10 protein-coding genes are annotated in these 12,288 nt (G+C 66.1%); 2 read left to right on the forward strand and 8 right to left on the reverse strand.

Going from position 1 to position 12,288, the window contains the following annotated elements; all coding sequences use genetic code 11:
* Positions 1 to 196: 196 nt before the first annotated feature.
* The 3 genes from ACTHLF_RS02100 to ACTHLF_RS02110 all read right to left on the reverse strand — a co-directional run bounded on the left by ACTHLF_RS02100 (position 197) and on the right by ACTHLF_RS02110 (position 4,711).
* Positions 197 to 2,029 carry an ABC transporter ATP-binding protein gene (locus ACTHLF_RS02100; RefSeq protein ID WP_440324427.1) on the reverse strand — a complete coding sequence of 611 codons (1,833 nt, stop codon included), beginning with the start codon at positions 2,027 to 2,029 and terminating at the stop codon, positions 197 to 199.
* A 118-nt stretch (positions 2,030 to 2,147) separates the two neighbouring features.
* Positions 2,148 to 2,768 (reverse strand): Pr6Pr family membrane protein, encoded by a 621-nt coding sequence (locus ACTHLF_RS02105; protein ID WP_440324413.1) that lies wholly within the window; start codon positions 2,766 to 2,768, stop codon positions 2,148 to 2,150.
* 11 nt (positions 2,769 to 2,779) lie between these two features.
* Positions 2,780 to 4,711, reverse strand: a complete 1,932-nt coding sequence (locus tag ACTHLF_RS02110) for a M1 family metallopeptidase (protein WP_440324415.1) — start codon at positions 4,709 to 4,711, stop codon at positions 2,780 to 2,782.
* A gap of 149 nt (positions 4,712 to 4,860) precedes the next feature.
* On the opposite strand from ACTHLF_RS02110, the gene ACTHLF_RS02115 reads away from it, so the two are divergent.
* Together ACTHLF_RS02115 and gnd are read left to right on the forward strand one after the other, a co-directional pair.
* Positions 4,861 to 5,823: a glutathione S-transferase family protein gene (locus ACTHLF_RS02115; RefSeq protein ID WP_440324417.1), complete on the forward strand. Its 963-nt coding sequence runs from the start codon at positions 4,861 to 4,863 to the stop codon at positions 5,821 to 5,823.
* 82 nt (positions 5,824 to 5,905) lie between these two features.
* Positions 5,906 to 6,910, forward strand: a complete 1,005-nt coding sequence (gene gnd, locus ACTHLF_RS02120) for a phosphogluconate dehydrogenase (NAD(+)-dependent, decarboxylating) (RefSeq protein ID WP_440324419.1) — start codon at positions 5,906 to 5,908, stop codon at positions 6,908 to 6,910.
* Positions 6,911 to 7,055: 145 nt separating this feature from the next.
* On the opposite strand, the gene ACTHLF_RS02125 is transcribed toward gnd, so the two are convergent.
* From ACTHLF_RS02125 to ACTHLF_RS02145, 5 genes are all read right to left on the reverse strand, one after another.
* The gene (locus tag ACTHLF_RS02125; RefSeq protein ID WP_440324421.1) at positions 7,056 to 8,012 is read right to left on the reverse strand and encodes a cation diffusion facilitator family transporter; all 957 of its coding nucleotides are present in this window, start codon (positions 8,010 to 8,012) and stop codon (positions 7,056 to 7,058) included.
* Between the two features lie 196 nt (positions 8,013 to 8,208).
* Positions 8,209 to 9,192 carry a malate dehydrogenase gene (locus ACTHLF_RS02130; RefSeq protein ID WP_429246058.1) on the reverse strand — a complete coding sequence of 328 codons (984 nt, stop codon included), beginning with the start codon at positions 9,190 to 9,192 and terminating at the stop codon, positions 8,209 to 8,211.
* A gap of 37 nt (positions 9,193 to 9,229) precedes the next feature.
* On the reverse strand, positions 9,230 to 10,429 hold the full coding sequence (locus ACTHLF_RS02135) for an aminotransferase class I/II-fold pyridoxal phosphate-dependent enzyme (protein ID WP_440324422.1): 1,200 nt from the start codon (positions 10,427 to 10,429) through the stop codon (positions 9,230 to 9,232).
* 221 nt (positions 10,430 to 10,650) lie between these two features.
* Complete coding sequence (locus ACTHLF_RS02140; protein WP_440324423.1) at positions 10,651 to 11,157, reverse strand: peptidylprolyl isomerase; 507 nt, start codon at positions 11,155 to 11,157, stop codon at positions 10,651 to 10,653.
* 123 nt (positions 11,158 to 11,280) lie between these two features.
* The coding region (locus ACTHLF_RS02145) for a 3-hydroxybutyrate oligomer hydrolase family protein (RefSeq protein ID WP_440324425.1) at positions 11,281 to 12,288 on the reverse strand (1,008 nt) is incomplete at its 5' end.

The following is a 12,288-nucleotide window of genomic DNA, read 5'->3' on the forward strand; positions in this document are numbered from 1 at the left end:
CGGCCGCGCGGTCCAGGGGTTGTTGTCCCCCGCAAGCTCAAAAAGCACCACCCCCGGTGGGGGGGCGGCCGGTGGGGCGGTTTGTGGGGGGCCGCGAGCCCCCTGGCCGCCCACCCCCGCTGGGCCGCCGGCCGAGCGCGCGAAGTGGGTTGCCCCCCCCCCCGGCCGCCCCCACGCGCGCTCCCACAAGGGGTGGTCAGTCGACGCCGACGAAGCCGCCGGTCTGGTGGGCCCAGAGGCGCGCGTACAGGCCGCCATGGGCGATCAGCTCGGCGTGCGTGCCGGTTTCCACGATCGCGCCCTTCTCCATCACCACCAGCCGATCCATCCGGGCGATCGTCGAGAGGCGGTGGGCGATGGCGATGACCGTCTTGCCCTGCATCAGGGTCTCGAGGCTTTCCTGGATGGCCGCCTCGGCCTCGGAATCGAGCGCCGAGGTCGCTTCATCCATGATCAGGATGGGGGCGTCCTTGAGCAGCACGCGCGCGATGGCGATGCGCTGGCGCTGGCCGCCGGAGAGCTTCACGCCGCGCTCGCCGGCATGTGCGTCGTAACCCGTGCGCCCTTCCCCGTCGGAGAGCGCCGGTATGAACTCATCGGCGCGCGCCTTGCGCACGGCCTCGGCCATCTCGGCGTCCGTCGCGTCGGGACGACCGTAAAGGAGGTTGTCGCGGATCGAACGGTGCAGCAGCGACGTATCCTGGGTGACCACGCCAATATGCGAGCGCAGCGATTCCTGGGTCACCCGCGAGATATCCTGGCCATCGATCAGGATGTGGCCTTCCTCCAGGTCGTACAGGCGCAGCAGGACGTTCACGAGCGTCGACTTGCCGGCGCCGGAGGGCCCGACCAGGCCGATCTTCTCGCCCGGGCGCACGATGAGGTCGAGCCCGCTGATGATGCCGCCGGCCTTGCCGTAGTGGAAATGGATGTCGTCGAAGCGGACTTCACCCTTCGTCACCCGCAACGGCACGGCATCAGGCCGGTCCACGACGGTGCGTTCCTGCGAAATCGTGGTGATGCCATCCTGCACGGTACCGACGTTGTCGAAGATGCCGTTCACCACCCACATAATCCAGCCGGACATGTTGTTGATGCGGATCACCAGGCCCACGGCCAGCGCCACCTGGCCCGTGGAAACGCTGCCCCGCGACCACAGCAGCAGCGCCAGCGCGCTGGTGCCCGCGATCAGCAGGCCGTTGATCGAGGTGATCGAGAAATCCATCGCCGTGACCATGCGGTTCTGCGCGCGCAGCTTGTCGGTCTGCTCGTTCAGCGCTTCCTTCGCATAGAGCTCTTCGCGGTTGGTATGGGCGAAGAGCTTCAGCGTCATGATGTTGCTGTAGCCATCGACGATGCGGCCCATCAGCTTCGAGCGCGCCTCGGAGGCATGCCACGAGCGGTCCTTCACGCGCGGCACGAAGTAGACGAGCATGCCGATGTACGCGGCGATCCACAGCACGAGCGGCAGCGCGAGCAGCAGGTCCGCCTTCGCGAACAGGTACACCGAGGTACCCGCGTAAACGGTGACGTACCACATGGCGTCCGCGACCTGCATGGCGGATTCGCGCAGCGATGGCGCGGTCGTCATGATCCGGTTCGCCACGCGGCCGGCGAAATCGTTCTGGAAGAACGACAGGCTCTGCTTCAGCACGTAACGGTGGTGCTGCCAGCGCATCATCGCGGTCATGCCGGGGTTGATGGCCTGGTTCACCAGCAGGTCGTGCAGCCCGAGGAACAACGGGCGCAGGATGACCACGACGAACCCCATCCAGAGCAGGGTCCGCCAGTGGGTCTGGAAGAACACCGCCGCAGGCGTCTTCTGCGCCATGTCGACCACGCGGCCGAGGAAATCGAACAGCGCGACTTCGATCAGCGCGACCACCAGGCCGACCAGCAATGCCACCACGAACAGCTTCCACACCTGGCGCAGGTAATAGATGTAGAAGCGCGTAACGGTCTTCGGCGGCGCACTGTCCGGCGCGTCGCGGAAGATATCGATCAGGGACTCGAACCAGCGGAAGATCATGCGGGGCATTGTACGCCCGCTAGCGTTGTAGGAGCCCACCCTGTGGGCGGCGCCGTTCGCCAGGCAGCTACAGGGCCTGTAGCGCCGTCGCGAAAGATGTCGCCCACAGGGTGGGCTCCTACGGGATTTTCCGGTCGATTGCGACGAAAATCAGGCCGAGGATCAGGAACAACGCGCCGACGATGCCGGTATTGAGCAGCACGTGGCCGTATCCCAGATGGTTCACATCCATGAAGGGATACGGGTATTCATGAACGACCGCGCCGCGTGCGAAGGTCCACGCGGCGAACAGGCCGGGGAACGCCAGCCAGCGCAATGCATCGCTCCAGGCGAGCGCGCCATGCGGCAACAGCGCGAGCCACCAGACCAGGTAAAGCACGGGCACCGCGTAATGCAGCGACCGGTCGGCCAGCAGCGCCGGGCCCTGCGGGTGGAACTGGCTCTGCAGCACCGTGGCGTAAACAAGGCACGTCACGGTGATTGAGAGCGCCGCCAGGCCGCGGATGCGCGGGCCGCGCCAGAAGCGGAGGAACGCCCAGTTACCGCCCGTGGCCGCCGAACCGGCGACCAGGGCGACAAGCAGGTTGGACAGGATCGTGAAGAAGCTGAGGAAGCGGACGGTCACTTCCAGGGCCGGCCCGGACCAGAGCATCAGCCAGTACTGCAGCATCAGCGCCGGCCAGGCGACGGCCGCGACAATCACGGCAAACAGGTTGGCATAGGCGGCACGCGTGGACATGCCGCGCAGTATCAGCGAGGCCAGCCGTTATTGGAACGGTCGCGATCGGGCACCTTGTGGTCGGGATCGATGACGGCCGCGACGACCTTGTGGCTGCCCGGGACGGTCAGGTCGAAGGTCTTGTGCTGCTGCCAGGTCTCGACCGGGATGCGGATATCCTTCGTGGTCTTGTCATCCAGCGTGACGCGCAGCGTGGCCGGCATCACCAGCTGGTCGCGGTTCTCGAGGGTAACGACCTGGCCGTTCACCTTCGTCACCGTCAGGTCGAGCTGCCAGTTGTTGGCATACCAGCCGCGCCAGAACCAGCCCAGGTCTTCACCGGCCTCGCTCTCCATCAGGCGGAAGAAATCGGAGGGCGTCGGATGCTTGTAGGCCCAGGTGGCGATGTACTTGCGGAACGCGGGATCGAAACGCTCCGGCCCGATGATTTCCTCGCGAAGCAGCACCAGGCCCAGCGCAGCCTTGTAGTACGTCGCCGGGTGGCGGTACTTCTCCTTCACCATGTCCGCGCCCATCAGCAGGCTCGGTGCGTCCTGGTCGGCCAGCAGCGGCAGGATGCCATCCACCGGGTTACCGCCCTTCGGCGCGTACTCACCGTCGCGCTTCGGGCCGAACTCACCGTGGTTGAACGCGTCCATCTCGTACACGTCGATGAAGGTGTTGAAACCCTCGTCCATCCACGCGTTGCGGCGCTCGTCGCTGCCCACGATCATCGGAAACCAGGTGTGGCCGATCTCGTGCGCCGTCACCATGTGCAGCGGCTTGGCCGGCGCCTCCATGGGGTCGAACACGATGCCCGGGTATTCCATGCCGCTGGCCGCGCTGCCGCCTTCGTTGATCGCCACGGGATACGGGTACGGATACCACTTTGTCGAGAAGTGCTCGACCGACGCCTTCAGGAACTCGGTGGAACGCCCCCACAGCTTTGCCGTGGCGCTTTCCACGGGGTAGACCGACATGGCCAGCGCCTTCCTGCCTTCCGGCAGGTTGATGCGAGCAGCATCCCAGACGTACGCGGTGGAGGCGCCGAAGGCGACATCGCGCGTGTTCTGCATGCGGAACTTCCAGGTCAGCGTGCCGCCCTGCTTCGGCCGGCTGGCCGGGTCGGTCACTTCCTGGGCCGTGCGGATCATCACCGTGGCGTCGCTTTCGCGGGCCTTGGCCAGGCGCTCCTGCTGCGTCTTCGTGAGCACGTCTTCCGGGTTCACCAGTTCACCGGAGCCCGCGATGATCATGTTGGAGGGCACGGTGATCGCGTAGTTGAAATCGCCGTACTCGAGGTAGAACTCGCTGTTGAGGTACGGCGCCGTGTCCCAGCCACGCTGGTCGTCGTACACGCACATGCGCGGGTACCACTGGGCCATCTCGTAGATGTTGCCGTTCTTCGACGGATCGAAACCCGTGCGGCCGCCGAAGTCGCCCGGCAGGTCGTAGGAGTATTCGATGGTGACATCGACCTTGCCGCCCTTCGCGTCGAGCGCATGGGCGAGGCGCACCTGCATGCGCGTGTCGGCGACGACGTATTCGGCCTTCGCCGACTTGCCGCCCTGTGTCAGCGTGACCGATGTGATGCGGTAGCCGTCGGTGAACTGCTTCGGCATCTTGTCGCCGGTGAAGTTGCCGCGGGCCGTCTCGGTGAAGCGGTTTTCGTCGAGCTGCAGCCAGAGCACGTCGAGCGCATCGGGGCTGTTGTTCGTGTAGTGGATGGTGGCCTTGCCCACTAGGGTGTTCTTCACCGGATCCAGCGTCGCCGCCAGGTCGTAGTCGGCGCGGTTCTGCCAGAACAGCGGACCCGGCATGCCGCTGCCCGAGCGGTAGGCGTTCACCGGCTGCGGGTAGGTGAACGGGGCGAAGGTCTCGCGCGGATCGTAAGTTCCGGCGGCGGCACCCAGGGTGGTGGCCAGGGCCAGGCCGGCCAGGGTGAAGCGGAAGGTGGGGTTCATGGGAACGCTCGTGGGACGACCGGAGGAGACTACCCGCGCCCCCGGCGTGGCCCCAACCGTGCCGGAAGTCAGGGGTGCCCCGGCCGATATGACGAAATCTTCCCACCGCGGGCGGCATCATGGCCCGATCTCCACGCGAAGGCGGGCCAATGGGACTGCTGACAGACGGGCACTGGACGGACAAGGGCTACGACACCGCGAGCAGTGGCGGCCGCTTCAAGCGGGAAACCACACGTTTCCGCCACTGGATCACGCCCGATGGCGCACCCGGCCCCACGGGTGAAGGCGGCTTCGCCGCCGAGCCCGGGCGCTACCACCTGTATATCGCCCGTGCATGCCCCTGGGCTCACCGCACCACGATCTTCCGCGCACTGAAGGGCCTCGACGACATGATCGGGCTCTCGGTCACCCACTGGCTCATGGGCGAGCACGGCTGGACGTTCGAGCCGGCCGAGGGCGTGATCCCCGATGACGTCAATGGCGTCGAATACGTCTACCAGCTTTACCAGCTGGCGGATCCGGCCGTATCCGGGCGCGCTTCCGTGCCCGTGCTCTGGGACAAGCAGCGCCGCACCATCGTCAGTAATGAGTCGGCCGATATCATCCGCATGTTCAACAGTGCGTTCGACGGCGTCGGCGCGCGCCGTGGCGATTACTATCCCGAAGGGCTGCGCAGCGATATCGATGCATTCAATGAGCGGATCTATGACACGCTCAACAACGGTGTTTACAAGGCCGGGTTCGCCAGCACCCAGGAAGCGTACGACGAAGCGATCGGCCCGCTGTTCGCCACGCTCGACTGGCTGGAACTGCATCTCGCCGGGCACCGCTTCCTCTGTGGCGACCAGTTGACGGAAGCCGACTGGCGCCTGTTCACCACCCTGCTCCGTTTCGACCCGGTGTACCACGGGCATTTCAAATGCAATATCCGCCGGATCATCGACTATCCGGCACTGTGGGCGTATACGCGCGCGCTTTATCAGGAGCCCGGGATACGCGAAACCATCGACTTCGGGCACATCAAAAAGCACTATTACCTGAGCCACCCGTGGCTGGACCCCACCGGGATCGTTCCCGTGGGCCCGGATATCGATTTCGAGGCGCCGGCCTGAGCCGGTCTCATCCATTGGTATACCTTGCATCCCGCCCGGCTAGCCGCATATTCCCCACGATGTTTCCACGAGGACCCCACGCATGAAAATCGGTTTGATCGGTCTGGGCCGCATGGGCGGCAATATCGCCCGTCGCCTGATGAGGGATGGCCATGAGACAGTCGTTTACGACGTCAGCGCCGATGCCCGCGCCGCCCTGGCGAAGGATGGCAGCCAGGCTGTCGAATCGGTCGAGGCCATGGTCCAGGCCCTGCCCTCGCCCAAGGCCGTATGGGTCATGCTGCCGGCCGGCGAAATCACCGAAGCCACGGTCCAGCAGCTGGCTGGCCTGATGGGCAAGGACGACATCATCATCGACGGCGGCAACACCTTCTACAAGGACGATGCGCGCCGCGGTAAGGAACTGGCCCAGAAGGGCATCCACTACGTCGATGTCGGCACCTCCGGCGGCGTGTGGGGCCTCGATCGCGGTTACTGCATGATGATCGGCGGCGACAAGGCCACGGTTGACCACCTCGATCCGATCTTCAAGACCCTCGCCCCGGGCGCCGGTGACATCCCGCGCACCGAGGACCGCGATGGCCGTGACCCGCGCGTCGAACAGGGCTACATGCATGCCGGCCCGGCCGGTGCCGGCCACTTCGTCAAGATGATCCACAACGGCATCGAGTACGGCATGATGCAGTCGTTCGCGGAAGGCTTCGATATCCTGAAGAACCGCAACGCCGATTTCCTGCCGGAACACGAGCGCTACGACCTCGACATGGCCGACATCGCCGAAGTCTGGCGCCGCGGCAGCGTGGTTTCCTCGTGGCTGCTCGACCTCACCGCCAGCGCGCTGGCCAAGGGTGCCGAGCTCGACAACTACTCCGGCTACGTCAACGATTCCGGCGAAGGCCGCTGGACGGTGAACGCGGCGATCGAAGAAGCCGTGCCGGCCGAGGTCCTGACCTCCGCGCTGTTCGCCCGCTTCCGCTCGCGCCAGGACCACACCTACGCGGAGCGCCTGCTCTCGGCGATGCGCATGGGCTTCGGCGGCCACGTCGAAGGCCGCGGCAAGCCGCCGAAGGAAGGCGAGCACTCGTAAGTCACGCAAAACGCCCCGGAAACGGGGCGTTTTTTTGTAGGAGCCCACCCTGTGGGCGACATCTTTCGCGACGGCCTCGCAGGCCGTGCGGCGTTACTGCGAACGGCGTCGCCCACAGGGTGGGCTCCTACAGTGTTTGCGAGCGTTAGAGGGTTTGCCAGTCGCCCGCGTCCATGCGTTTCGTGCGGTCCTTCCACTGCTCGGGCGTTTGAGGCTTCACGAACAGCGCCACGATGGGCAGCTGCGCATCGCGCGTCGCCGCTTCCATCCGCCGCACGCACTCCTCGATCTGCACGGTCGTCAGGCCGTCTTCAAACTCGGTGGATAGCGCCACCATCACCTGGTCCGGTCCCAGTTGCAGCGTGAGCATGCCGTTGACCTTGCGCACGCCAGGCACGGTCGAGGTGATCCGGCAGACCTTCTCGAGCAGGTGTGGCGTCGCGGCCTCGCCGATGAGCAGCGCCTTGCTCTCACGCGCCAGCAGCGCGGACGCCAGCGCCAACACCACGGCAATACCGATCGAAGCCCACCCATCCAGGCGCGGGTTGTTCAACGCGTGCGACAGGTAAATGCCGATACCCGCGATGGCGAGGCCGAGCAACGCGGCGCTGTCTTCGAACAGCACGGTGAAGGTAGTCGGATCCTTCGAGCCGCGGAACGCCTCGAAGTAACCCATGCGCCCTTTCCTTCGCTGCACGCTCTTGAGCGACAGGTACCAGGAGCTGCCTTCGAACAAGGCGGCGATGCCAAGCACGATGTAGCTGGCCCTGGGGTCGCGCAGCGGTTCCGGCGCGAGGATGTGGTTCACGCCCTCGTACAGCGAGAAGCCCGCGCCGAGGGCCAGCACGAGCAGCGCGACGATGAAGCTCCAGAAGTAGAGTTCGCGGCCGTAGCCGAGGGGGTGCTGGCGGTCCGGCGGCTTGTGCGAGCGGCGCAGGCCGTAGAGCAGGAGGATTTCGTTGACGCTATCGACGAGCGAATGCACGCCCTCGGAAAGCATGGCCGCACTGCCCGTCAGCGCCGCTGCGATGAACTTGGCCACCGCGATGCCGACATTGGCTGCCAGCGCGACGTAAACGATGAGTTTCTTTTCGGTGGCCATGGCTGATGCTGGCCAGCATGGCGTGTGCGCCATGTAAAAACTTGCACGAACCCATTCCTCGGGCGACGCGCAAAAAGCAGGAGCCCACCCTGTGGGCGACATCTTTCGCGAAAGAGCAGCAGGGCCTGCCGCGCTGGGGCTAAAAGATGTCGCTCACAGGGTGAGCTCCTACGGGGGCGTGAGCTTCGCTGGTGCCTTATTTCGCGAACAGGTGCTCGACGCCGGCGCGCTCTTCGCGCAGTTCCTTTTCGGTCGCGTCGATGCGCGCCTGCGAGAACGCGTTGATCGCCAGGCCCTGGACGATGGCGTACTTGCCATCCTTCACGGTGACCGGGTAACCGAAGATCACGCCCGGCTCGACGCCGTACGAACCATCCGACGGGATCGCCATGGAAACCCAGTCGCCTTCGGCGGTGCCGAGGGTCCAGTCACGCATGTGGTCGATGGCGGCCGAGGCGGCCGAAGCGGCCGACGAGGCGCCACGGGCCTTGATGATCGCCGCGCCGCGCTGCTGCACGGTCGGGATGAAGTCGCTTTCGTACCACGCCTGGTCGACCTGCTCCAGCGCCGGCTTGCCCTTCACCGTGGTCGTGTGCAGGTCCGGGTACTGGGTGGAGCTGTGGTTGCCCCAGATGGTGAGCTTCTTGATGTCGGTCGAATGCGTACCGGTCTTCTCGGCCAGCTGCGACAGAGCGCGGTTGTGGTCCAGGCGCACCATGGCGGTGAAGCACTTCGGATCGAGGTCCGGGGCGTTCTGCTGGGCGATCAGCGCATTGGTGTTGGCCGGGTTGCCGACGACCAGCACGCGCACGTCGCGCTTGGCGTGGTCGTTCAGGGCCTTGCCCTGCGGGCCGAAGATGGCGCCGTTGGCTTCGAGCAGATCCTTGCGCTCCATGCCCGGGCCACGCGGACGCGCGCCGACGAGCAGCGCGTAGTCGACGTCCTTGAAGGCGACGTTGACGTCATCGGTGGCGACCACGCCCGCGAGGGTCGGGAACGCGCAGTCATTGAGCTCCATCACCACGCCCTGCAGGGCCGGCAGCGCCGGGGTGATTTCGAGCAGGTGCAGGATGACCGGCTGGTCCGGGCCCAGCATGTCGCCGGCGGCGATACGGAACAGGAGGGCATAGCCGATCTGGCCGGCTGCGCCGGTCACGGCAACGCGTACGGGTGCTTTCATCTTTCGACTCCTCAGGGATATCGCGTGGGACAGACGATTACTTCAGCTCGGCGAAGAACTCGACGATGCGGGCCATGCCCTTGTCGAGCGCCTCATCCGGGCACGAATAAGAGATACGCAGCGCGCGCGGCTCGCCGAACGCCGAGCCCGGCACGCAGGCCACGCCCTTGGCTTCGAGCAGCACGGCGCAGAAGCTGACGTCGTCGGTGATGGCGACGCCGTTGTGCGACTTGCCGAAGGCCACCGAGATATCCGGGAACGCGTAGAACGCGCCCTGCGGACGCGGGCAGACGACACCGGGGATCGAGACCAGGGCGTCGTAGACGCGATCGCGCTTGGCGCCGAACTCCACGCACTTCTGCGCGGGCACATCCTGCGGGCCTGCGAGCGCGGCGACGGCGGCGGCCGTGACGACTTCCGGCAGGCTCGTGATGTGGTTCGAGTTGAGCGTGGTGACGGCCTTGGCAACCACTTCCGGCGCGGCGATGAAGCCCACGCGCCACCCGGGCATGCCATAGGTCTTCGACAGCGAATCGACGAAGATCACGCGGTCCTTCAGCTCCGGGCGCACGTGCACGAAGTTGTGGTAGCCCACGCCATCGAACACCATGGTGTTGTAGATGTCGTCGGTGATCACCCAGGTTTCCGGGTACTTCGCGATGACATCGGCCAGCGCGGCGATTTCATCGCGCGTGTAGACCATGCCGGTGGGGTTCGAGGGGTTGTTGAAGAGGAACACGCGCGGCTTGCGCTGCAGGGCCTCTTCGAGCTGCGCCGGGGTGAGCTTGTAGTGCTGCTCGGGCGGGCACGGCAGGATGTTGATCTTCGCGCCGACGATCTCGGCGATGTCGAGGTAGCTGGTCCAGTACGGCGCCGGGAACGCGATTTCATCGCCCTCGTCCAGCAGGGCCTCGGCCAGGTTGTACAGGATCTGCTTGGCACCGACACCGGTGCTGACGTTCTCCGGCTTGTAGCCGGTGAGGCCCAGGGCCTCGATGTGCTTGAGGAACGCGTTGACCAGCGCATCGGCGCCGCGGTTGCTGCCGTACTGGCCGGAATCCTTCGCCAGCGCCTCGCGGGCGGCGGCGTAAACGTGCTCGCCGGGGAGGAAGTTGGGAACGCCGATCGAGAAGCTGACGATGTCGCGCCCCTCGGCTTTCAGGCGCTTGGCCTTCTCGGCAATGACCATGATCGCACTGGGCTTGGCGCGACCCATACGCGTGGCGAGCTGCGGCATCGTTTCCTCGTCTTGGGGGCGGAACAAAGGCCACTATTCTACCACGCCAAATCGGACCCAACCCGCCGTAGGTGCCCACCCTGTGGGCGACCGCATTAGCCGGGCGGCCGCAGGACCCCTGCGTTGTCGCGAATGGCGTCGCCCACAGGGTGGGCTCCTACGCAAAGAAAAACGCCGCCCCGGAGGGCGGCGTTTTCGGCATCGAGGCAAATCCGCAGGAATTAGCGGGCGTCGAGCACCGTGTTCCATTCCTTGACCTTGGCGGCCTGCTTCTCGAGCAGGGCGTCCACGTCGCCGGAGACTTCCACCTTGTTGATCGTGTCGTCCTGGCGGATGGCGTCGACCACGGCCTGGTCTTCCGCACCCACGATCTCGCCGAAGACGCTGTGCTTGCCGTCCAGCCACGGGGTCGGGCCGTGGGTGATGAAGAACTGCGAGCCGTTGGTGCCCGGGCCGGCATTGGCCATGGACAGGATGCCCGGCTTGTCGTGCTTCAGGCTGCTGTCGAACTCGTCACCGAAGCGGTAACCCGGGCCGCCACGGCCCGAACCTTCCGGGCAGCCGCCCTGGACCATGAAATCGGCGATGACGCGGTGGAACGACAGACCGTCGTAGTAACCACGCTTGGCCAGGTTCACGAAGTTGGCGACCGTCATCGGGGTCTTGTCGTCGTGCAGGCGCAGGTGGATGTCGCCCTTGTTGGTCTTCATGGTGACGTTGATGGTCATCGTAATTCCTGTAACTCGTTGATAGTCGGGCCGAACGCCTTCTGCGCCCGGCCCAGGGGGGAGCAAAGGCTACCGAAGATGGCGCCCCGTGCCCAATAACTCAAGCGGCGGGGCGTGAAAGGATTATCCGGGCGGCAGGGCCAGGGTCTTGGCGGTGACTGCCCCGGGCCCGCGCGGCTGGGTGTCACGGACCAGGGCGTCCTCGGGCAGCGGGCGACCGGCCGTGATGTGCGCCCAGGCCCGGTCCAGTGCCGCGTAGCCGAACGGCAGCAGCGGCGCGTGGCGGTCGCCGAAATCCGGGAAGGCGAGGAAAACGTCGAAGTGCTGGGCGTGGGGGACTTTCCAGAACACCGGCGAGCGGCCGTGGGCGCGGAGCCAGGCGACGTAGGGTTCGGAGCTGAAGGCGACCGGGATCAGGCCGTCTTCGGCACCGTGGACGACAAGCACCGGCAGGCCCTCCCGGGGTAACGCCGCGGCGGTTGCCGCCACGCCCTCCCGCAAGGTAAGGGCGTCACTCCCCTGCCCGGTCCAGAGTTCCCGGAGGCACAGGCAGCCTGGGAGCGTCGGGTCGAGCGAGAAGTCGGCGCCACCTTCGAGAGCGAGCCCGGCATGCGGCGGCACCCCGGAGCCGTCGGCCCACCAGGCGGCGCGGAGCACCGCGTCGATGGGCGAAGGCACCGCCGCCGCCCGCTGGATCCGGTACGAGAAGCCGCACGGCATCTGGCCCGCTTCCCGTCTCAGGTACGCCGAAGCGTAGGCCACGGACACAGCGCGCCAAAGGTCGAGCGAGGCGGATGAGGCGGCGACCTTCAGGGCCTCATCGCGCCAGCCGCTGGCGCGGAGCATCGCAAGGGCTTCGGCGGCCTGGGCATGCGGCGTGCTGCCGGAGAGCTTGCCGTGGGCGCGCAGGGCCGCGCAACGCAATGCCCATGCCGGGGGCGAGGCGATGCCGACGCGTGCGAAAGGAACGTTGTCGAACTCGGGAGCGGCCAAGGCTGCCGGCAAGTACACCGCCGCCTCGTTGGCATAGTCATAGAAGGCGCGGCCGTGGCATTCCACATGCATGTTCGGCTCGAGGGCAACGACCGCATCCAGCAGGCCTTCCGCATCATCACCCGCCGCGCGCAACAC

Origin of the sequence: Luteibacter sp. (assembly GCF_051958795.1) — a bacterium.
In the GTDB taxonomy this organism is placed as follows: domain Bacteria; phylum Pseudomonadota; class Gammaproteobacteria; order Xanthomonadales; family Rhodanobacteraceae; genus Luteibacter.

Excerpts from the sequence above, each read along its gene's own strand:
- ACTHLF_RS02115 (WP_440324417.1), top strand. The coding sequence starts at position 4,861 with ATGGGACTGCTGACAGACGGGCACTGGACGGACAAGGGCTACGACACC.
- ACTHLF_RS02125 (WP_440324421.1), bottom strand. The coding sequence starts at position 8,012 with ATGGCCACCGAAAAGAAACTCATCGTTTACGTCGCGCTGGCAGCCAAT.
- ACTHLF_RS02140 (WP_440324423.1), bottom strand. The coding sequence starts at position 11,157 with ATGACCATCAACGTCACCATGAAGACCAACAAGGGCGACATCCACCTG.
- gnd (WP_440324419.1), top strand. The coding sequence starts at position 5,906 with ATGAAAATCGGTTTGATCGGTCTGGGCCGCATGGGCGGCAATATCGCC.
- ACTHLF_RS02130 (WP_429246058.1), bottom strand. The coding sequence starts at position 9,192 with ATGAAAGCACCCGTACGCGTTGCCGTGACCGGCGCAGCCGGCCAGATC.
- ACTHLF_RS02105 (WP_440324413.1), bottom strand. The coding sequence starts at position 2,768 with ATGTCCACGCGTGCCGCCTATGCCAACCTGTTTGCCGTGATTGTCGCG.
- ACTHLF_RS02100 (WP_440324427.1), bottom strand. The coding sequence starts at position 2,029 with ATGATCTTCCGCTGGTTCGAGTCCCTGATCGATATCTTCCGCGACGCG.
- ACTHLF_RS02135 (WP_440324422.1), bottom strand. The coding sequence starts at position 10,429 with ATGCCGCAGCTCGCCACGCGTATGGGTCGCGCCAAGCCCAGTGCGATC.
- ACTHLF_RS02110 (WP_440324415.1), bottom strand. The coding sequence starts at position 4,711 with ATGAACCCCACCTTCCGCTTCACCCTGGCCGGCCTGGCCCTGGCCACC.